Annotated in this window: 20 protein-coding genes and 1 other annotated feature; of the genes, 5 read left to right on the top strand and 15 right to left on the bottom strand. The window is 35.5% G+C overall.

The window, feature by feature from the left end; translation table 11 throughout:
- The first annotated feature begins 88 nt into the window (after positions 1–88).
- From C406_RS0115640 to C406_RS0115630, 3 genes are all read left to right on the top strand, one after another.
- Entirely contained in the window at positions 89–661 is a 573-nt protein-coding gene (locus C406_RS0115640) for a CYTH domain-containing protein (protein WP_017381597.1), read from the top strand.
- A gap of 158 nt (positions 662–819) precedes the next feature.
- Positions 820–1,218, top strand: coding sequence for a globin domain-containing protein (locus C406_RS0115635; protein WP_017381596.1), 399 nt, complete (start codon positions 820–822; stop codon positions 1,216–1,218).
- The gene (locus C406_RS0115630; RefSeq protein WP_017381595.1) at positions 1,215–2,021 is read left to right on the top strand and encodes a ClpXP adapter SpxH family protein; all 807 of its coding nucleotides are present in this window, start codon (positions 1,215–1,217) and stop codon (positions 2,019–2,021) included. The genes C406_RS0115635 and C406_RS0115630 overlap by 4 nt, the downstream gene beginning before the upstream one ends.
- 351 nt (positions 2,022–2,372) lie before the next feature.
- Here C406_RS0115630 and pepF read toward each other — a convergent pair whose 3' ends face one another.
- From pepF to C406_RS0115580, 10 genes are all read right to left on the bottom strand, one after another.
- Positions 2,373–4,190: an oligoendopeptidase F gene (pepF, locus tag C406_RS0115625; RefSeq protein WP_017381594.1), complete on the bottom strand. Its 1,818-nt coding sequence runs from the start codon at positions 4,188–4,190 to the stop codon at positions 2,373–2,375.
- Positions 4,191–4,245: 55 nt separating this feature from the next.
- Positions 4,246–5,412 carry a competence protein CoiA gene (locus C406_RS0115620; RefSeq protein ID WP_017381593.1) on the bottom strand — a complete coding sequence of 389 codons (1,167 nt, stop codon included), beginning with the start codon at positions 5,410–5,412 and terminating at the stop codon, positions 4,246–4,248.
- Positions 5,413–5,485: 73 nt separating this feature from the next.
- A complete protein-coding gene (gene mecA, locus C406_RS0115615) occupies positions 5,486–6,154 on the bottom strand; it encodes an adaptor protein MecA (RefSeq protein WP_017381592.1) in 669 nt (222 codons plus the stop codon).
- Positions 6,155–6,414: 260 nt separating this feature from the next.
- Positions 6,415–6,810 carry a transcriptional regulator SpxA gene (spxA, locus tag C406_RS0115610; RefSeq protein ID WP_166669594.1) on the bottom strand — a complete coding sequence of 132 codons (396 nt, stop codon included), beginning with the start codon at positions 6,808–6,810 and terminating at the stop codon, positions 6,415–6,417.
- 419 nt (positions 6,811–7,229) lie between these two features.
- Entirely contained in the window at positions 7,230–8,438 is a 1,209-nt protein-coding gene (locus tag C406_RS0115605; protein ID WP_017381590.1) for a putative glycoside hydrolase, read from the bottom strand.
- Positions 8,439–8,604: 166 nt separating this feature from the next.
- Complete coding sequence (locus C406_RS0115600; RefSeq protein WP_017381589.1) at positions 8,605–9,546, bottom strand: ABC transporter ATP-binding protein; 942 nt, start codon at positions 9,544–9,546, stop codon at positions 8,605–8,607.
- Complete coding sequence (locus C406_RS0115595; protein ID WP_017381588.1) at positions 9,546–10,601, bottom strand: ABC transporter ATP-binding protein; 1,056 nt, start codon at positions 10,599–10,601, stop codon at positions 9,546–9,548. Before C406_RS0115595 ends, C406_RS0115600 begins: the two co-directional genes overlap by 1 nt.
- 14 nt (positions 10,602–10,615) lie before the next feature.
- Positions 10,616–11,635: an oligopeptide ABC transporter permease gene (gene opp3C / locus C406_RS0115590; RefSeq protein ID WP_017381587.1), complete on the bottom strand. Its 1,020-nt coding sequence runs from the start codon at positions 11,633–11,635 to the stop codon at positions 10,616–10,618.
- Complete coding sequence (gene opp3b / locus C406_RS0115585) at positions 11,635–12,567, bottom strand: oligopeptide ABC transporter permease (protein WP_017381586.1); 933 nt, start codon at positions 12,565–12,567, stop codon at positions 11,635–11,637. Before opp3b ends, opp3C begins: the two co-directional genes overlap by 1 nt.
- Positions 12,568–12,718: 151 nt before the next feature.
- The gene (locus tag C406_RS0115580; RefSeq protein ID WP_017381585.1) at positions 12,719–14,404 is read right to left on the bottom strand and encodes a peptide ABC transporter substrate-binding protein; all 1,686 of its coding nucleotides are present in this window, start codon (positions 14,402–14,404) and stop codon (positions 12,719–12,721) included.
- Between the two features lie 242 nt (positions 14,405–14,646).
- Here C406_RS0115580 and C406_RS0115575 point away from each other — a divergent pair, with 242 nt between their 5' ends.
- Both C406_RS0115575 and trpS read left to right on the top strand, forming a co-directional pair.
- A complete protein-coding gene (locus tag C406_RS0115575; protein WP_036654855.1) occupies positions 14,647–14,991 on the top strand; it encodes a DUF3899 domain-containing protein in 345 nt (114 codons plus the stop codon).
- Positions 14,992–15,048: 57 nt separating this feature from the next.
- Positions 15,049–15,279, top strand: a binding site (T-box leader).
- A 145-nt stretch (positions 15,280–15,424) separates the two neighbouring features.
- On the top strand, positions 15,425–16,411 hold the full coding sequence (gene trpS, locus C406_RS0115570) for a tryptophan--tRNA ligase (RefSeq protein WP_017381583.1): 987 nt from the start codon (positions 15,425–15,427) through the stop codon (positions 16,409–16,411).
- Between the two features lie 528 nt (positions 16,412–16,939).
- On the opposite strand, the gene C406_RS0115565 is transcribed toward trpS, so the two are convergent.
- The 5 genes from C406_RS0115565 to C406_RS0115545 form a co-directional block, all read right to left on the bottom strand.
- A complete protein-coding gene (locus tag C406_RS0115565) occupies positions 16,940–18,763 on the bottom strand; it encodes an oligopeptide ABC transporter substrate-binding protein (RefSeq protein WP_017381582.1) in 1,824 nt (607 codons plus the stop codon).
- A 73-nt stretch (positions 18,764–18,836) separates the two neighbouring features.
- Positions 18,837–19,748 carry an ABC transporter permease gene (locus C406_RS0115560; protein ID WP_017381581.1) on the bottom strand — a complete coding sequence of 304 codons (912 nt, stop codon included), beginning with the start codon at positions 19,746–19,748 and terminating at the stop codon, positions 18,837–18,839.
- Between the two features lie 31 nt (positions 19,749–19,779).
- Positions 19,780–20,742 (bottom strand): oligopeptide ABC transporter permease, encoded by a 963-nt coding sequence (gene opp4B, locus C406_RS0115555; protein ID WP_017381580.1) that lies wholly within the window; start codon positions 20,740–20,742, stop codon positions 19,780–19,782.
- A gap of 1 nt (position 20,743) precedes the next feature.
- Positions 20,744–21,691, bottom strand: coding sequence for an ABC transporter ATP-binding protein (locus C406_RS0115550; protein ID WP_017381579.1), 948 nt, complete (start codon positions 21,689–21,691; stop codon positions 20,744–20,746).
- A 1-nt stretch (position 21,692) separates the two neighbouring features.
- Positions 21,693–22,700 (bottom strand): ABC transporter ATP-binding protein, encoded by a 1,008-nt coding sequence (locus tag C406_RS0115545; protein WP_017381578.1) that lies wholly within the window; start codon positions 22,698–22,700, stop codon positions 21,693–21,695.
- Positions 22,701–22,736 lie beyond the last annotated feature (36 nt).

Raw genomic sequence — 22,736 nt, 5'->3', positions numbered from 1 at the left:
TTACTTACCCCATATTTTATCACAGAGTCTCATATGTTGCAGTTTGCAGTTTTTTTAGGATAATAATAACTAAGGCGGTGTTTTTTCAATGAGCATTCAAAAAGAAATTGAATTCAAAAATCTTTTAACAAAAGAAGAGTTTGACCAACTATGTAGAGGTTTTAACATTTCCAAACAGGATTTTCATTTACAGACAAATACTTATTTTGATACACCGGATAATCAGTTCCGTGACGCTTTCATTGGGTTTCGATTAAGAGTCCTTGAAGAACGCAATGAATTGACCTTAAAATCACCAGGTGAAAATGTTCATACAATGATTGAAACAACTCACCTTATTTCTTCAAGTGAGCGAAATGAAATCCTACTTTCTGGTGAAATAAAACCTAGAATTTATAATGAATTTCAACAGTTGCCTGAGCTTTTAGTTGCTTTTGGTACACTTCGAACGGAACGAGCAGAAGTACCTTATCAAAATGGGTTGTTGGTATTGGATCGTTCTGATTATTTGGAGCATACCGACTACGAAATGGAGTTTGAAGTAACCGATTTAGAAAAAGGACAACAAAGCTTTAATAAATTACTAGAGATTTATCAAATTCCAAAACGTCAAACTCTAAAAAAAATTGCACGTTTCATGACAAAAGCTCAACGTAAATAACATATAGTATTAGTCAAGATTTCAATTACTTCGAATTATATCCGTTTGATAATAGACTTAACTAACACAAAGTATCCAAATTACAAAATCGATTTGTTTGAGAAAAACACGTGAGGTTGATAGAATGAAATGACAGCGAAAGCAAAGGAGTTCTTATTATGACCCGAAAACCTATCATTCCTTATGAGGAAATTGGTCCGGATTTATTGTCGCAACTAATTGATGTATTTTACGGAAAAGTCGCGGCACACCCAAAGCTTAAGCATATATTTCCAGAAGATTTGTCGGAAACTGCTCGTAAACAAAAACAATTTTTGACACAATATCTAGGTGGACCTAATATATATTCACAAGAACACGGACACCCCATGCTTCGTGCAAGACATATGAATTTCCCAATTACACCTGATAGAGCTCAAGCTTGGCTTGAGTGTATGGCACTTGCGATGGATGAAGTGAAGTTTGAAGGGAAAATTCGCGATGATTTATATAATCGACTTGTACTAACGGCTCATCATATGACGAACCGGCCTGACCAAGAGGAGGAAATCGTGTGAATAACTTGCAGATTCCGCCCGAAGCGATTGTTTCTACGAGTACAACAAAGCCAATTGAGCTTTACGCGTTTATCGATCCACTATGCTCATCATACTTTGATTTACAACCGATTTTACGAAAATTGCAAGTGGAGTATAATCATTATTTCACGTTACGCGTTGTTCTTAGTACAAAACTTTCTAGCCTTAATTCAACTTGTAAAAGTGTAACCATAAATGATGACGATTTAACACACCCTGCTCTTCCGTCAGTAGCAATTAAAGCAGCTGAACTTCAAGGAAAACGAGCAGGAATGCGTTATTTACAAAAGCTACAAGAACATCTATTCTTAGATACAAAAAATGTAGCGACATATTCCAGTTTATTGGCGATTGCTGAACAAGCACAGTTAGATGTAGAGGAATTTAAATCTGATATTCAATCTAAAGAAGCAACACGCGCATTCCAATGTGACCTCTATATCAGTCGTGAAATGGAAGTCACCGAATCTCCAAGTATGGTGTTTTTCAATGAACATATTGAAGATGAAGGACTTAAAGTGTGTGGCATTTATTCTTACGAAGTGTACGAAAAGATTTTAGCTGAGATGTTGAATATTGAATTATTTCGGCAGGAACCACCTACGCTTGATGAACTATTTTTACGTTATCATACATTGTCTACAAAAGAAGTAGCTTCCATTTATGGTGTTACACATCATGCTGCAGAACGTGAATTAAAAAAACGAATGTTACTTCAACAACTAGAAATAATTCCATTAGCCGATACTAATCAATGGAGACTCAAAACTAGTACAAAATAATAGTATAAAATCTCACTCTAGCTTTAGTGCTAGTAGTATGAAAGAAACTTTATTATATCTAAACAAAGAAGCGCCTCTCCAATTTTGGAGAGGCGCTTCTTTTCACAAAGGGGATGGGAGAAATGTTCACGTATAAACAAAGGGGTGTATGTTTGTATGTGATTTATTTCACATTTGAATGATATCATGACATAACAAATAAATCAATCTTTCACAATCTTTTTTGTGAAATTATATTCTTATAATTACTTTGAGAGTAAGATTAGTAAAATGTTTTTTAGTAGGAAATATTATTTTGAAATATCATTTAATCAAAAAAATCTCCATCCAATGTCGGATGAAGATCTTTTTTTATTTTAGTAATAAACTTTCTAGCTCTGCTAACTTCTGTTCAAATACTTTACATGCCTCTTCGATAGGAGCAGTTGATGTCATATCAACTCCTGCTTTTTTCAATACTTCAATTGGTGTATCTGAACAACCTGCTTTTAAGAATTTATTGATATAGCGATCCACTGCAGGTTGTCCTTCTGATAGAATTTGATTGCTTAATGCTACTGCAGCGCTATATCCAGTTGAATATTGGTACACATAATAGTTATAGTAAAAATGCGGAATTCGAGCCCATTCAAGACCTATTTCTTCGTCTATAACAATGTCGTCACCAAAGTATTTTTTATTCAAGTCATAATAAACTTCTGTTAGTTTATCTGCCGTTAACGCTTCCCCTTCTTGATCCATTTTATGAATTAAGTGCTCAAACTCTGCGAACATTGTTTGACGGAATACTGTTCCACGGAATCCTTCTAACCAATAATTTAATAAGTAAATACGTTTTTGCTCGTCATCAACTGTTTTTAACATATATTCATTTAATAATGCTTCGTTACAAGTTGAAGCCACTTCGGCAACAAAAATCGAATAATTACCATAAACAAATGGTTGACTCGCACGTGAATAATAGCTATGCAAACTATGTCCGAACTCATGCGCAAGTGTAAATAAGTTATTTACATTATCTTGCCAGTTCATTAGCACATAAGGGTTTGTCCCATATGATCCAGATGAGTAAGCACCTGAGCGTTTGCCTTTATTTTCAACAACATCTACCCAACGATTTTCAAGTCCCTTAGTAGCAATTGATGTATATTCCTCCCCAAGAGGCGAAAAACTTTTTAGCATAATGCCTTTTGCTTCTTCATAAGGAATTTCCATTTTCACTTCTTTTACAAGTGGTGTATAAAGATCCCACATATGCAATTCATCTAGCCCTAATACTTTCTTACGTAAAGACACGTAACGTTGCAACAAGTGCAAGTTTTTGTTCACAGTGGTAATTAAATTATCATATACTTGTTCAGGAATTTGATTTTCAGACATTGCTGCATGACGAGCAGACGTGAAGTTGCGTATACGTGCATTCACATTATCGCGTTTTACATTTCCAGAAAGAGTAGATGCAAAAGTATTGCGAAACTTCCCATAAGTAGCATACATTGCACGGAATGCGTCTTCACGTACACGACGGTCTCCACTTTCTAAAAAGCGTGTATAGCGACCCTGTGTTAATTCCAGTTCATCACCATTCTCATCTTTTATCGAAGGAAATTCTAAATCAGCATTATTTAACATACTAAAAGTTTCAGAAGATGCATTCGTTACTTCAGAAACTTGTGCTAGCAATGCTTCTTGTTCGGCTGGCAATACATGCGGACGCATTTCATTAATTTCCTTTAGCACTTGTTTGTATAATTGTAATTCTTCATGTTCATTTACATAACTCAAAACAATAGACTCATCTAATGCTAAAATTTCTGGTGTGATGAATGATAGGCCAGTTGATACTTTTACAAGTAAGGTTTTAATCCTACTATCCATTGCTTGATAATGACTATTTGTTGTATCTTGATCGTAACGCATATGTGAGTATGTGTATAACTTATAAATTCTCTCTGACACTTCATCTTTAAACGCTAAGGCATTGTATAATGCTTGTGCTCCATTTCCAAAAGTTCCTTTGAAAGCTTCTGCTTTTTCTGATAGTTCACTTACTTCTTTGTATTCAACTTCCCAGACTTCATCACTTGAAAAAATATCTTCAAGCTTCCAAGTTAATTCTGTTGGAACTTTCTCGCGCGTTAAGATTTTGTTTTTAGTATCTGTTGACATTATTAGTTCCTCCTTAAATCATTTAATTGAAAAATCGAATAACTACTATATTTTCTCAATTTTCACAACGCTTTGCAACTATTACTTCCTCAAAGTGGTCTAGTATTTTAGATTCACTAATAAATTGTTCAGAAATAGATTCATTGATATTAAAATTAATTACTTGGAGAAAACGACAATACCGTCTGACTACTAATTTAGCTTTTTCTAGATGAACAACTTTACATTGCGCTAAAATAAACGATTCAATCCACATGTCACTTATATAATCGATATCCTCATGTTGTTGATTGGAAAGTGTGGAAATTAGCGCTAACTGCCATTCAACAAGATGATTTTGAATCGTTTCTGATTCGGAAATTGGAAATCCAATATATAACGGCAAGTTTTCTGGACGTACTTGCTGCTCATAGCAATGTTTTAATAATCGGTCTTTCACACCATGTTTATTCATTCGAATTCGAGTAAGTAAAAATCTAATCCTTTTATGTTGAAAAATGCTCCAGTATTGTTTGCTCTCTGTCAGAGTGGGTGGTTTTACTTGAGCAAATGGAAACGTTTGTTGCTTAGTGGATAAAGAACGAATTTTCGCGATAAATGAAGTACCACTGATATGCATTAAGTGACTTATATATATAAATTGGCAAGATGTTGGATCGTAAGTCAGTATGGTAGCCCCAGAAATTGACTGGATTCCAATAAAATTTTGAATAAATTTAGAAATTTTTAAATAAGTAATCCCTATTTCGTTTATTTGAATATTTAAAGGTGTACGAAGCAACCATATTGAACGAGTCTTTATCTTTAAATAACCTTGATTTCTTTTTATTACATCATCAATTGGCATCACACTACATTGAAATTCAACCGCGTATATTTCTTTATTTCTTTTCACTAACAAATCTGGACGCTGTGAAATTTTTGGTAAATAAGCTTCAACCGAAACGTCACATCCTACATGTGTAAAGAATTCAGCAAGCTGTTGTTTTCCAATTAAATGAGTGGGAGATTCTCTTTCTGAAAATGAAGTTAAACAATTGGTTAATACAATATGTGCGAAATGGGGGATCACGACTTTGCCGAGTTTCAAGCGAAGTGATGTTTCGCATTGGGGACAAGTAAAGTGACTTGTGTTTCGCAAAAATACTAATTGTTCTCTTGTCATTTGTCTAGTAATGGTAAAAATTTCTTTGTTATCTTTGTATGCAGTTAATATATACACTCCTCCTTTTTGATTATTTTACGAATATTCCGTTATAAAGGCAAGAAAAAAATCCTCCCGTTAAGGGAGGATTTTAGCTAAAGTATTTTTGAATTTGCTCGAACACTTCATCGGCCATGATTTCCTTACCGTACTCTTCCAATCGGTGAACGGTTATACTCGATTTTGCCGTATATTCAGAAATCATACTTACCATGTTTTTAACTTCTTCTTCATCCATTAATTCAGCGTCCGCTTTGACGTATAGGTAGTAACGTTCTTTATAAGCGAATAAAGAAGTCGCTACATATGATGGCAATTTAACACGCTTCGCTAATGGTATTAAATCTTCAAAATCACTTACTTGAAATGTAAATTCATTTTGAAGTTCATTTGAATCAGTAAAAGGATCAGTAAATTCATCAAAAGATCGTTCTTCAGATGAACTTTCAGACATATTAGAAAAGTATTGACCCTTTTCATCAACTTCAAATGGAGATTCGAGTTTCTTTCCATCACGATTAATTTCTGCTCGAGTTACTGTTACTTCGAGTCCTTTTTCCATCGCATGAACTTGAATCCATAATGGTCCTTCAACTTCAAAGTCTGATTCATCATTTATTTCATCCATCATTTCCCAAAAGAGTTCTTCACTTTTATCTCGATTAAACCAAATTTCATCTCGGCTGAAGCCTCTTTTTTCAATGTCGATGTATGAAATGTAAAATTTAACTGTGTTTTCATTAATCCGTTCTATATCCATTTTACACATCTCCCTTCGATAGCTTAAAAGGGATTCCCCTTTTTCCAGCAACACTTCAAGCCGCTTACCGATACAGTGTCTATTTCTATTGTATGACGGTCCAGAGGAAAATGAAAAGGATATGCTCCTACTCTGGAAAAATACAATTAATTAGCATTGTAGTAGAGTGGGTAAAGTAAATCAAGTCGAAAAAAGAAAATGACTGATCATTCTTCTCAAATTATCGAAGAAGAATCAATCAGTCAATTTTCCAATCGAATTTAGTTAACCATACGTTGAGCTTCGAGCAATTGATAAGCACGAACTTTTCGAGGTAGAAAACGACGAATTTCATCTTCGTTATAACCTACTTGTAGGCGTTTTTCATCTAAAATAATTGGACGACGTAATAGTCCAGGATGCTCTTGAATTAATTCATACAAACGTTGAAGTGGTAAACTTTCAACATCAACATTTAATTTTTGGAATATTTTAGAACGAGTAGAGATAATCTCATCCGTTCCATCTTCAGTCATTCGTAAAATTTCTTTTATTTCGCTAATACTTAGCGGTTCAGAAAAGATGTTACGCTCAGTATATGGAATGTCATGCTCTTCTAACCATACTTTTGCTTTTCGACATGATGTACAGCTTGGTGAAGTAAACAATGTAACCATCATAGGAACACTTCCTTTCAAATGTGTAAACAAGTTCAATTTAACAACATTAATTATATTATTAAAACTTCTAATTTAGAATCACTTTAATATAGGTTAATGTTTTTTATTATACACCATTTTTAAATAATTTAAAATAGAATATGAAGAAAAAGTCAAGTAATTTGAAAAGAGACACATTTTAGCTATAATATGTAGTAAACAAGCGGTATTACTAGTGCTCTATTGTTCTCACTTTAATATACCCGCAACAACTACATTTTAAACACCTTGAAATAAGCTTTTTAAATTCTCAATTAGAAAATGAAAATGAAAATTAAATTTGTCCCTTCTCTTAATAATACGTAAATAAACGACAAAAGGTTTCATTAATAACAAAAAAAATCCTCTTCTATAAAAAGAAGAAGGATTTTCATTGTTTATGGTGTGTAATCAACACCCGGAGAATAACGATTGTTTGCATTCCACAATAAATATTCTTTTATTCCTGATTCATTTAAAGCTTTAATTTGTGCTTCCACTTCGGTTGCGCCGTATTTTTTATAGTTACCTGCCCCTAAGTACGAAGCTGTAAAATCTTGTATCCAAGGACGCGATATAGGCGGATTTTCAAGCTTAGCTAAAGTAGCATTTTCAACTTTCGCATACTCTTTTACAAGCCTATAAGGTTCTAAGTCTGGTTTCGCAATTCCAAAATATGATGTCCAATGACTAGGATAAATCATAGATGAAATGACATCCACATTTCCAGAAATTTTACCGAAGTTTTGTCCAATACCAGGCGCTTCAGGTAATGTAGCTGCATATCCAAATATATCTACAGAAATTTTCACATCGTATGGTTTAAGCTTTTCACGTGCATATGCAACAAAATCTGTGACTGCTTGTACGCGTCTTTGAACGGGATCCAAGTCGGTATTTTCATATTCACCCATGCTGTACTTGACTTTATCCACTCGATTTTCAAATCCTTCTGGGAATCGAACATAATCAAACTGAATTTCTTGGAAGCCCATCTTAGCGGCTTCTATTGCTACCTCTACATTGTAATCCCATACTTCCTTCATGAATGGATTAACAAAAGCTTCGCCTCGTCTATTTTTCCATACGCCAGAGTCATCAACAAAAGATAGCTCAGGTTTCGCATTCGCGAGTGCCGAATCTTTAAAAACAACTACTCGAGCAATTGGGTAGACTTTATTTTCTTCTAAAATTTCTAACATTTCACGAGGATTTTTTATGTACGAATTTCCAATTTCTAGCGGTTTTAATGGAGAATCTTCAGCAGGCATATATGTAAGTTCACCAAAATCATCTTTTATATCAATAACCATAGCATTTAAATCTGTAGTATCCATTAAATTTAGTAAATCCTTAAATCGTGCACCACCTGCTGAGTGACCAGTTACGTAAACACCACGAATGGCATCTGGATAAGTAAAAGCTAATCCTGAGTCAAAACGAAATAATGTTGAAGCAGCAACTATGTCTTCATCGACAGCCGTAAATCCATATGTACGTTCTGTAAAATCTTTTGCACTTTTAACTTCATCAGCAAAGACCGCAGTAGTAGGGAAAATTAATGTAGCGACTAAAGCACTTGAGCCAATCCATTTCTTAAATGTCATATTAAATTTACTTCCTTTCTATTCTCTTCCATTTTATCAATTAATCGTACACAATTAAAGAACAAATTTTAATAAAAAAATAAATGAGGCATTCCCACTAAATAGGAATACCTCATTTATTTGACACGAAATATTTCAATTAACAACTCATTTGAAAAAGAACATGTTATACACCAGTACCTGAGGTTAATTTTAACGCGTTAAATTCACGTTCTGAACAGAATACAAAGTGTCCAGGTGTTACTTCACGCATAGAAATTTCTTCACCGTCTTGATAATTATGAGAGGTTGCATCATACGATTTACGTACGCGCGTGCGCTCATAGTTTGGATCTGGAAGTGGAATTGCTGATAACAATGATTGTGTATAAGGATGTAATGGATTGTTATACAAATCTTCAGCAGTTGCAAGTTCAACCAGTTTACCAAAATACATAACCCCAATACGATCTGAGATGTATTTAACCATTGATAAATCATGAGCAATAAACAAGTACGTTAAGCCTTTTTCTACTTGTAACTCTTTTAGTAAGTTAACAACTTGTGCTTGAATTGATACATCAAGAGCTGAGATTGGCTCATCAGCAATGATAAACTCAGGATCTACAGCAAGGGCACGAGCGATTCCAAGACGCTGACGCTGTCCACCAGAGAATTCATGTGGATAACGGTTCGCATGTTCTTTATTTAACCCTACGGTTTCAAGTAGTTCGTGAACACGTTCTTTACGTTCTTTGGATGACTTGACTAAACTATGAATGTCTAAACCTTCAGCGATTATATCCATTACTTTCATACGTGGATTTAAAGACGCATAAGGATCTTGAAAAATCATTTGCATTTTTCGATTAAATATTTTTAATTCGGATTTTGTTTTTTTACCATGAACATTAACTCCATCAAAAATAACTTCTCCTGCTGTTGCATTATAAAGTCGAATAATAGAACGCCCAGTTGTTGATTTACCACAACCAGACTCTCCAACTATACCAAGAGTTTCACCTTTGTAAATATCAAAACTAATATCATCAACTGCGCGGACTTCATTTGCTTTACCTTTGTTGAAATATTGTTTTAAGTTTCTTATTTCGAGTAACTTTTCAGCCATCACTTTGTACCCCCTTTATAATAGCGGCTACCTGGAAACTTTTTCATACGTTCAATGATAGCAACTGGAGGAACTACTTGTGGAGCATCCGGGTGCAATAACCAAGTAGAAGCAAAATGTGTATCGCTCACTTTAAATACTGGAGGAGCTTCCACTAAATCAATTGCAAGTGCATATTCACTACGGAGTGCAAATGCGTCTCCTTTTGGAGGATCTAACAAATCAGGTGGTGTACCTGGAATTGCGTATAATTTCTCTTCTGCCGTATCAAGTGATGGCATTGAGCTGAGTAAACCCCAAGTATAAGGATGTTGAGGATTATAGAAAATTTCATCAACTGTTCCAATTTCAACAATACGTCCACCATACATAACAGCAACACGATCTGCCACATTTGCAACAACACCTAAGTCATGTGTGATGAATATAATCGATGTATCAATTTTCTTTTGCAGGTCCTTCATTAATTCAAGTATCTGTGCTTGAATGGTTACGTCAAGAGCTGTTGTTGGCTCATCAGCAATCAAAATTTGCGGATTGCATGCAAGTGCAATAGCTATTACTATACGTTGACGTTGACCGCCTGAGAATTGGTGAGGAAATTGTTTAATACGCAATTCAGGTTTAGGCATACCAACCATACGAAGTAGATCAATAGCAATTTTTCTTGCCTCTGATCTACCAACGCCTTGATGCTTTAATAACGGTTCTGTAATCTGTCTGCCAATTGGCATCGTAGGGTTTAAAGAAGTCATCGGATCTTGGAAAATCATTGAAATATCTTTTCCACGAATTTTTTGCATTTGTTTATCAGTAAGCTTCGTTAAATCTTTTCCGTTAAACAAGATTTCTCCACTTTTGAATTCCGAACTAGATTCTGGTAAAAGACGCATAATTGCTTTTGTTGTTACTGATTTACCAGAACCAGATTCACCAACTATTGCTAACGTTTCCCCTTTTAACAAATCAAAGTCAACACCACGAATGGCTTTAACTTCTCCTGCAAAAGTATGGAAGGAAAGCTGAAGGTCTTTTACTTCTAAGATTTTTTCCATTATGCTTTCCTCCCTTAGTCTTTCATCTTCGGATCAAGTGCATCACGTAATCCGTCACCGAGTAAGTTAAATGCAATCATAAGTAAACTCAAGACAATCGATGGGAATAACAGAATATGCGGTTGAAATTTAATCAACTTGTATCCATCATTGATTAAAGTACCCAGAGATGCTGCCGGTGGTTGTAAGCCAAGTCCGATAAAGCTTAGGAAAGCCTCGAAGAAGATGGCACCCGGAATTGTAAACATTGTGTTAATGATGATAATTCCTAAAATATTAGGAAGTAAATGTTTAATGATAATACGGTTATTACTTGCACCTAGCGTTCGTGCTGCCAATACAAATTCTTGATTTTTGTGCTTTAATACTTGTCCACGGACAATACGTGACATTCCAATCCAACCGGTTATAGTAATAGCAATAATGATGGCGGTAATACCAGGGTCTAAAACCAAAATCATTAAAATTACGACAACTAAGTTAGGTATTCCATACAATATTTCAACAACACGTTGCATAATATCATCTACTCGACCACCATAATATGCAGATATCCCACCGTAAACTACACCGATGACCATATCAATTAATGCTGCCATAAATGCGATGAATAAAGAAATCTGGGTACCTGACCATAGACGTGAGAACATATCTCGACCTAAACCATCAGTACCAAACCAATAATACACCTCTACATTTTTCATTTCATATAAATCTACTTCTTTACCACCTAGAATTCCAAATCCATCCATAAATCCAAGATTCTCAAAACCTTGAACTTTAGGAGGTAAGTTCGCATGTGTAATAGTTTGTACTTCACCATCATGCGGACTCAAGTACGGACCTACAAACGCCATAATTACTATTAATAGCAATATGATCATACTAACAATAGCTGCTTTATTTTTACGAATACGCAACCATGCATCTTGCCAAAAACTTAAACTTGGTTTAGCTATCTTTTCTGCATGACTACTATCAACGGTAACTCTATCAAAAGATCCAGAAGGTAGGTTTTTAAGATTTTGTGTCATTAGTTTTCCCCTCCTGACAAACGAATACGTGGATCAATTACACCGTAAAGAATATCGACTACTAAAATAACAAAGACTAAGAACACAGAGAAGAACAATGTTGTTCCCATGATGATTGAGAAATCACTCACCATGATGGCTTTCACGAATTGTTCACCAATACCTGGAATAGCGAAAATTTGTTCTATTACAAGTGACCCAGTTAAGAGACCTGCTGCTAATGGTCCTAACACCGTCACAAGAGGAATTAGAGCATTACGGAATGCATGTTTAAACGCAACTTCAAAACCGTTAGCACCTTTTGATTTGGCTAATGTTATGTAGTCAGAACTTAATACTTCAATCATTTCAGTTCGAATAAATCGTGATCCAACAGCAAGTGGTCCCATAGCTAAAGCTATTGACGGCAATACACTGGATATCCAACCATCATTCCATAACGCAACTGGGAATAAACCCCATTTAACTGCAAGCCAATATTGTAAAAATGTCGCGAAGACAAACGAGGGTATAGAAATACCTAGAATAGCAATAAATGTACTACCGTAATCCCAGATAGTATTCTGCCTTAATGCTGAAATCATACCTAAGATAATTCCTATCGCTAAACCAAGAATCATACCTTGTGATCCTAATAAGAAAGATGGCCCTAAGCGATTAAGAATTAAGTCTGTGACACTGGCCCCTTTAAACTGGAATGAATTCCCTAAATCTCCTTGCGCCAAATTCAGCATGTATCTTCCGTACTGAACTGGTAGTGGTTGATCTAAACCATACTTTGCCTCCACTACCGCAAGTTGAGTAGAAGTAAGTTTCGGAGCGGAACTTATAGGGGAACCTGGAAGCGTTTTCATTAAGAAAAATGTTGCTGTCGCAATCAGGAAAAGAGTAATGAACATATAAAATACGCGTTTTACAATATACTTAGTCATCTTTGCACCTCCTATATGATTTTATAAATTTCAATCTAGTTTAGACAATCGGAAATTGTCATAATCATATTATATCTCATTTAAAAGAGAGAGTATATGGTCATACCATACACTCTCTCTTTATGAGATTTTCAAACTCAAAAGTAAAAGATTATTTACCTTCGATGTAAGCCCATTTGTAGCTATAGTCTCCACCGAATGAGTGAGAAACAACACCCTTAACATATGGTTTTACAAGAGACATTGTTCCACGTTGGTAGATTGGTCCAATACCGAAGTCTTCTTCAATTAGAAGTTTTTCAGCTTGTGCCATTGCGTCCCAACGAGCTTCAGGATCCATAGCTAGTTCACCAACTGATGAATTAATTAAGTCATCATATTTAGGATTTGAATATGACATTTTATTGTTACCACCGTCAGTTAACCATAAGTTCATGAATGTGTGAGGATCTTGGAAATCTGGTCCCCATCCAGCAACTTGTATGTCATAGTCTTGATTAGTATCAAGATCTAAACGAATAGCAAATGGTACTTCTTTTAATGTAATTTCTAGTCCTTCAAGGTTACCCTCTAATTGAGATTTGAAGTACTCATCCATTTTTTTAGAAACCTCAGTGTCCCCACCTAGAATTTCTAATTTCACTTCTGTAACACCTAGCTCAGATAAACCTTTTTCCCATGCTGCTTTTGCTTCTTCAACATTGAATTCAGACATTTCGCCATTGATATCACGGAAGTCTTCTCCAGCTTCATTGAAAGAGAATGCTTTTGGTACTAAGTAGTTAGCTGGTACAGAACCATTAGCTAAAACTACATCTACTAAATCTTGTTTGTTAAAAGCTTTTGTAATCGCTTCACGAATGTTAACGTTTGCAAGTGGTGTATCTTCACCGTTACGTTGTTGGTTGTATTTAAAATAGAATAATGTTGTTTCTAATTCTGTTACTAAATCAGCATCTGCTGCATATTGCATTGCATATTCACCAGAAAGACCAGTACGATCTTTTTCTCCAGTTGTGTACAAGTTAACTGCAGTAGCTGTTTCTTTTACTACGTCATAGTTAATCTCAGTAAGTTTTACAGCTTCTGCATCCCAGTACTGATCATTTTTAACTAACTGCCAAGATAAGCCAGTGCCATCCCAAGCTTCTAGAACGAAAGGTCCGTTAGAAATTAGGTTATCTGAGTTTGTAGCATAATCAGCACCTTTTTCAGTAACGAAGGCTTCATTTTGTGGTAAGAAAGTTCCAAATGACATTAGAGACAAGAAGTAAGGTACTTGCTTTTCTAATGTTACTTCAAGAGTTTTTTCATCAATTGCTTTAACACCTAACTCAGTGTATTCAGCTTTTCCTTCAGAAATAGCAGTAGCATTTTTGATTACTCCACCCATCATGTATGGACCGTATTCAGATGCAGTATCAGGATTCATCGCACGTTTCCAAGCGAATTCAAAATCTCCAGCTGTTACAGCTGATCCGTCAGACCATTTTGAATCACGGATTGTGAAAGTGTAGACTAAACCGTCTTCTGAAACTGTAGGCTCGCTTTCAGCGATTGCAGGCACTGCTACATTTTCATCATTCAAACGGTATAAACCTTCGTTTACATTGTTTAAAAGGTCAAAACCAACAGAATCTGTTACTAGTGCAGAATCCATTGTTGGAATTTCAGCACTCATGATTAAGTTTAGAACTTGAGCCTCATCTACTTCTGCTGCTGGTTCTTTGTCGTCATCACCTTTTGGTGTTGCTGCATCGTCGTTGCCACAAGCAGCTAAAAATACACTAAGTACTAACATTAGGCTTAACAGCCAAAAAAACTTGTTGTTCTTCACTAAGTTGACCCCCTTGAATTTTCTTAATAATTGGTACAATCCTTATTATACATATTCTGAAAAATCTGTACAGTCTTTTTTGCAAAGTTTTTTACGGTAATATAACAAAAAGATTACAATATAATGACAAAACCGTTGGGATATAAGGTTTTCTATAAATTGAAAATATTTATTTCGTAACACCAAATTTTGATTTATACTAGCACTTATTCTACAATGTGTAGAGGATTGAGGTGAAACATGTGAAAACTAAATTGATCTTATTTATAATTTCTCAAATTTTCATTGTAACAATTGTGTTTCTTTCTAATAAAGGACTAAGTTTAACACCATATATTAATGTATCCTTTTTTGTCGGTGGCATAATTGTTTTTATTGGCTTACTGATTTATGTCGTTTCTAATGGTTTTTTTGATATTTTTACAATGAGTATGAGAAAAGTTTTTACAACAAAAAGAAATTCAGAAGTTGTAGAATCAATGCGTTCTCCCTCTGAATTATTAGACTTTTCATACAGACCATTTTTACAACTTGGTGGGTCTATTTTACTTTTCATGGCAATGGCCTTACTAATTTATTATATGTAATTAAAGCCACTTGATTTTTGAGTTTCTTCTATAATATAATTACTTTAAATATACTCGTTACATGCTAAGACGAAGAGTAGTACATTTGAATGGGAAGTATAGAGAGTCTGTGGTTGCTGAAAACAGATCTTCCTTTCAAAAAGAATGGACTTCCGAGCTTATTTTGCGAAACTTATTTAAGTAAGTAAGTGTAGCCTAATACGTCCCTTCACGTTACGAAGTTAAAGAGGCCAATAAATTTTGGCAATCTGGGTGGTACCACGGATTCACACATCATTCGTCCCTTTACAGGGAGAGTGATGTGTTTTTTTATTTCAACACAAATATCCGGTTAGAAAAGTCTGTAAAGTCTCTTCTAAGCAGCTACAAAGATGTTGCTTATGTCACAAAATAGATGATGTAAGTACATTCTTATTTTGAAGGAGGAAATTAGATGAAGAAAATCTTTTCAGGCGTGCAACCTACTGGAACAGTAACACTAGGAAATTATATTGGTGCGTTTCGTCAATTCACAACTTTGCAACATGAGTATGACTGTATTTTTTGTATTGTTGACCAGCATGCCATTACGGTTCCACAAGACAGACTAGAACTTCGTAGAAACATTCGTTCTTTAGCGGCTCTTTACTTAGCGGTCGGTATAGATCCTAAGAAAGCTATTCTATTTATCCAATCTGAAGTACCTGCGCATGCCCAGGCAGGATGGTTGATGCAATGTATCTCATATATTGGAGAACTTGAACGTATGACACAGTTTAAAGATAAATCTACAGGGAAAGACGGAGTGTCTGCTTCCCTTCTAACCTATCCTCCTCTTATGGCTGCAGATATCATTTTGTACCAAACGGATATCGTGCCTGTAGGAGATGATCAAAAGCAACATGTAGAATTAACACGCGACTTAGCGGAACGCTTTAACAAGCGTTACAATGATGTTTTAACAATTCCAGAAATCCGCTTGCCCAAAAATGGAGCGCGTATAAAGTCACTTCAAGATCCACTCAAAAAGATGAGCAAATCTGATCCAAATAAAAAATCAACTATTACTTTATTAGATACACCTAAAGAAATCGAGAAAAAAATAAAAAGTGCTGTAACAGATTCTGAAGGAATTGTTGGATTTGATGTTGACAATAAACCTGGAGTTTCAAATTTACTAACGATTGAAGCAGCATTAACTGGCGTATCTATTGAAGACTTAGTTACAAAATATAATAACGTAGGTTATGGTGATTTCAAAGCATCTGTTGCAAATGCCGTCATAGACCACTTAAAGCCTATACAACAACGTTACGAAGAGTTATTAGCTTCAGATGAACTAGATGTAATTTTAGATGAAGGTGCCATTAAAGCACACGCTGTTGCCTCAAAGACTCTTAAAAAAATGGAGAACGCGATGGGCTTGGGTAGAAAACGATAAATGTCAGCAATATAAATGAACTTATGAATAATGCAAAATCAGGTGTCTGGATAATAAATGCCCAGACACTTTTCCATGTATACCCGAACGATAAGTAATTTAAATATAACAAAATTTGTAAAAGACTCATTACAATGCATATGTAACTAATTGTAAAAAGAAGCCATTTCATTAATACAAGCACCCTTTTACATTACTATATGTAACATTCAGTGTTAGTAAGTCTAATTAGCCTTTTTTTATTGCGTACAACTTCAGTAAATTCAAAATATTAACTGACGCCCGGTACTTATAAGAAAGTACCAGGTTTTTACCATACATTAACGAGACAGGTTGCTTTAAACTGGAAACTGCTTACAAACACTAAAGCTTCATTAAGGGAATGCAAAGTAGAGCATTTAAAAGACTTAAGTAAAGCCAAGTATAGTGAGTAGTTCTATACTGCAAAAAAATTTAATGCCTTGTCAATTCCACAAATAAGCCCACATCTAAACTTTCGTTTAGATGTGGGCTTATTATTTTTTCATTTTATTTAGAAGATTTAGTAGGATCTTCAGATATTAATTCAACTTGGTTCCAATCAAAGACTTCAGCGTAATCAATACCGTAAGCTTTCACGCTTTTGTTAACTGGGCGCAATTCTAAACGGGTTTGAGTTGGTATGATTGGTGCATTTTCAGACATATATTCTTGCCATTCACGGAATTTCCCCGCACGGTATTCAGCATCGAAAGCTTCTGGAGAGTCGATAGCAGCTAATAGCTCTTCTAACTTCTCAGAAGTGTAACGGCTAAAGTTATATTGAGCAGTCTTAGAGTATAATCCTGATGGAGATGGGTTCGTACCTGTTCCCCATGCAGCCATGAAGATATCGATTTCTGGGTCATCACCTTGTACTTTATCGTAGAAGCTGTTGAATTCAATTGTACGACCTGTTGCAAGAGTTACATTTAAACCAACATCTTTCCAGTTTTGCATGTAGAATGATGCGATGTCTTCTGCGATATCTCCACCAGACATTGTAGCGAATTTAATTTCAAGTGGTTTGCCATCTTTGTCTTCACGAAGCCCGTCACCATCAACGTCTTCATATCCAGCTTCATCCAATAATGCATTTGCTTTGTCTACATCATATGTGTAACCTTCTAATGAATCATCATAGAATGATTGGAATACTGGTGGAATTAGTGATGTTGCACGTTCACGTAAGTTATTGTAATAAACTTCTGAAACTTGTTCAACGTCGATTGCATAGCCCATTGCTTGACGAAGTTTTACATCGTTCATTTTAGCATCTTGGTCCATTGCAACTTCGCTCTTGTCTAAATCATATTTACCAAGTTTGAAACCAATGTATTGGTAGTAAAGTTCATTACGACCAAGAACTGTAAGGTTATCAAAATCTTTAATTTCTAAATACTTGTCTGTGCTAAAAGTATTAGCAGTCATATGGTATTCCCCTGTTTGTAATGCAACAGAGATTGAAGTTGTAGGAACAGTTTTCACTAATACTCCATCAAGTTTCGGAGCACCTTTCCAGTAGTTTTCGTTTTTCACGAATTGTACTGATTCACCTGGTAAGATTTTATCAAATTTAAAAGCCCCTAAAGTAACAATGTTTTTACGTACTGCGTCTGACTCAAGTAAATCTGCAACCGGAATATCTTTTAGAATATGGCTAGGTTCAGCCGAAGTCCAGACTCCATCACCACCACTGAAAATTGCTGGAGACAATTTAGTAAATGAAATTTCTAAAGTCTTTTCATCCACTTTCTTTAAACCTGAAATTGTATCAGCTTTGCCATCATGGTAGTCAACAGCACCTACGATGTTTTGGAAATCAACATCATAACGAACTCCTGTGTAGTCTGGAGAACCGATAATTAAGTAAGGTTGAATTAAATCTTCAATTTTAAGTGGTTCACCATCAGACCATTTAACATCGTCTTTGATGGTAATTGTTACTTTATTATTGTCTTGATCAACTTCCATACCAGCGATACCTTCGTTAGTTAATAAGAAGTCACCATCTGTTTCAAAAATTGTGTTACTTGCGAAATCCATGATATCTGCATCATATGCATCTTCATATAGAACTGTTGAGAAAATCCCTTGGAAAGGTGAGTCATTTACAAGAGCCACTTTTAAAGTACCCCCTTCAATCACATCTCCTTCATTTTCAACATCTAATGGGAAACTCCCAGTATCTACCACTTCTTCACTTTTTTCTTTGTCACCATCTTTTGCCGGTGAATCTTTCCCATCTGTCGAGTCGCCTTCTCCGTTACATGCACCAAGTACAAGTACGAAAGCTAAAAGTAATGCTAATAATGTCCAAAGCTTTTTGTTCATTCCATTTCCTCCTTTTTTATCTCATGTTCTATATATCAAACGTTAACCGTTTAATACCACTATTAATTAGGTGTTACCCTAAGCGTTGCTTCGCATCGGCAGATCGACGAATAGCTTGACCAACATAGTTAATTCCCAACATCAAGAACAGAATAAGTAGTGATGCTGGTAACCAAACCCACCACATTTCCTTAAGCACCAACGGGTTGACCGCATAACTTACTAGTGTCCCTAAACTTGGTGTAGATGGCGGCAATCCGAATCCTAAGAACGAAAGACCCGTTTCAATTCCAACATTCCCTGCAAAGTTCAAAGTAAGTTCAACAATTAATATAGAGCTAAGATTTGGCATCATTTTTTTGAAAATGATGACCGCATCACTTGTCCCCATTGTTTTCGAAGCGTTAATATAGTCTCTCCGACTTTCAGAGAGTGCCTTGCTTCGAATCAGACGAGCTGTGCCTGGCCATAAGAATACACTGACAATCAAAATGAAAATTGGAATATTGTATTTTGGCACGATGGTAACAAAGACAATAATAATCATCAAAGATGGAATCGTAATAAAGAAATCAATGATTCGCATAAAGATGTTGTCAATCCAACCGCCAAAGTAACCTGTAGTCAAACCAATCATGATTCCAACTACACCTGTTAATAAAGTAACCGCCATGGCAATCGCAATAGAATTACGTGCTCCGATTATCAGTTGCCCTAAGATATCTCGACCACCTTGATCAGCACCTAACAAGAACTTGTCTCCAGGTTCTGCAAATTTATCACGTAAACTAACGCGCATCATTTGTTGTTGATCTATTAACAGGGACCAAATGAAAATCCCGACAATCACTACTACTAATGCGATAAGGGAAAACATCGCAAGTTTATCTTTTTTAAATTCACGCATGATTACTTGAAATCCAGTAGGCGGAGAGCTTTCTGGATGTTCAGATTGAATCACTACATTTTCTGTCTGCTCTTTCATGTGAGTACACTCTCCTTAACCATTATTTTCGTCAATCTATCCTAATTCTTGGATCTACAATACTCATAATAATGTCGGATAATAGACTTCCTAATAATGTTAAGAATCCGTACAGCATAACCAAAGCAGTAATTACACTATAATCACGTCCAGAAATGGATTGAATGAATAGTTGTCCCATTCCAGGATAGCTGAAAATGGTTTCAATAAAGATGGATCCACCAAGTAAACCAGTGATAGTAAAACCTAAAAATGCAGCGATTGGCAATAAAGAATTCCGGAAAATATGTCGTGAGTACACTTTATTTAAGGGAATCCCTTTACTACGTGCAGTACGAACATAATCTTGAGACTTTGCATCTATTACTTCTGTACGTAAATATTGAATGACACCAGTCGTTCCAAGAATGGCATACGTAATGGCTGGTAATAGAAGATGATAAAATTTACTCCAAATATAACCTAAGGATCCATTTTCATATTTGATATCAACTGTTCCGCTTGTAGGGAACCATTGTAGCTTGTATCCGAAAATATATAAGAATATAAGGGATAGAACGAATACCGGAATCGCATAACTAATAAAGCTATATAGAACAACCGTTTTATCTAAAAATGTATTCTGATAGCGCCCTGCTAGGACACCTAGAGGAATGGCAATTACATAAAGTAAAAACACACTCACTAAGGCTAACCACAATGTATTAAGTGCTCGATCCCCTATAAGGTCCGCTACTGCCACTTTATACGTATAACTTTTTCCGAAATCACCTTGAACCGCATTCATCATCCATGTACCATATTGTTGATACCATGGGTCATAAAAACCTGCTTGTTGGCGCAATTCTTCTATGCGAGCAGGGTCGGTATCAGGAGTAACCATTCCAGTAAAAGGATCTCCTGGCATAAACTTAGCCATAATAAAGATTAATAGACTTAAAGCTAATAATTGTGGAATCATAAGCAAAATGCGTCGAATTATCGTTTTCCACATATCATATAACCCCCTCTTTGCTTTCCGACATCGCTACTTCATGCGTATCAGAAATTGGTTGAAGGTCATACACGCGACCGTTTGCATCAAAGTATTGATGATTATCAATTTGGTAATTTTTCTCTACATTTATACGTTCTACTTTACGTTCCACTCTACTTGAAGGCTCAATAGTAGGAATTGCTGACAATAACCTTTTTGTGTATATATGCTGAGGTGTTTGATAAATATCTTTCTTCGATCCAGACTCTACAAATCGTCCTTTATACATAATCGAAACATGATCACACATATGTTTCACTACTCCAAGATCATGCGATATGAATAAATAGCTTAATCCCAATTCATCTTGAATATCTTTCAAGAAATTTAAAACCTGTGCTTGTACCGATAAATCTAGTGCCGAAACTGGCTCATCCGCAATAATGAGCTTTGGATTAGTAGCAATCGCTCGTGCAATACCAATTCGCTGCTTTTGGCCACCAGAGAATTCATGAGGGTATTTCACTTTTGCATCTTCTGGCATTCCTACGATAGCTAATAATTCATTAATTTTTCGCTTTTCTTCTGAAACAGAGAGGTTTAAAAAATTCCTGATAGGCTCCGCCAAGATATCTTGCACGCGTTTGCGCGGATTTAAACTTGAGTGTGCATCTTGGAAAATCATTTGAATATCACGATTATACGAAGAGTTACGTTGGCGACGCTTATTGGTCACATCTTTCCCTTCGTAAATGATTTTACCCGAGGTTATTTTCTCAAGTCCGATAATGGCTTTGCCTGTTGTGGATTTACCACATCCAGATTCGCCTACCAAACCATATGTTTTACCTTTTTCGAATTCCATATTAATGCCATCAACAGCATGTACATGATCAACGATTGTATTAAAGAAACCGCCACGAATGGGATAGTGAACGCGTAAATCTTTTATTTCCATAAAACTCATGTTAAACTTCCCCCTCTTCACCTTCAAAATGAAAGCGATTCCAGCAGGTACATCGAACAAAATGTCCTGGTGCTATTTCGTGAAGTTGTGGTTTTGTTTCGTGTGCCTCCTTTGGAATCCAAGGAATTCTCGGGGCAAAGCGACAACCATCGCGTGGTAAGTTAACTAATGAAGGAACTAAACCTTGGATGACTTCTAATTTTTCATTATCACTGTGTGTTTGTGGAATTGAGTTTAATAAAGATCTTGTATAAGGATGTATAGGATTATTGAATAACTCTTCAACCGGAGCTTCTTCAATGATTTGTCCTGCATACATAACAGCTACTCGATCGGCCACTTCTGCCACTACTCCTAAGTCATGAGTAATCAAGATAATGCCTGATTCAGTTTCAGTTTGTAAATTTTTAAGTAAATCTAATATTTGAGCTTGTATTGTTACATCTAATGCTGTGGTTGGTTCGTCCGCAATAATGATGGATGGCTTACAAGATATGGCAATAGCGATAATTACTCGTTGACGCATGCCACCTGATAGTTGATGTGGAAATTGTTTCACAACTCTGTTTGGATTTGGAATCCCAACTTGATTAATTAGTTCAATTACACGCTTTAATCTTTCAACTTTCGAAAGTTTTGTATGATAGATTAAACTCTCTTCAATTTGATCACCAATACGCATTAAAGGATTTAAAGCAGATAAAGGATCTTGGAAGATCATGCCAATATCGTTCCCACGTACCTTATTTAGTTTTTCATCTGTCAGTTTTGCTAAATCAAAACCTTTAAACTGTATTTCACCAGTTATTTTAGTGTTATTTGGATCATGAAGCCCAATAATAGAAGTTGCTAACGAACTTTTACCGCATCCTGATTCTCCAACAATCGCTAAAATTTCATTCTTTTTTAAATGAATGGAGACTCCATCCACAGCATTAAAATATGTATCTTTAATACGAAATCCAGTATGTAAGTCGGTTATTGTTAAAAGCACTTGCGATGTGTTCAAACTAATACTCCTCTCAAGTAAATACTAAGATGCGGT

The organism is Paenisporosarcina sp. TG-14 (assembly GCF_000297555.1).
Classification (GTDB): domain Bacteria; phylum Bacillota; class Bacilli; order Bacillales_A; family Planococcaceae; genus Paenisporosarcina; species Paenisporosarcina antarctica.
This window is presented reverse-complemented; position numbering and strand designations above follow the sequence as displayed.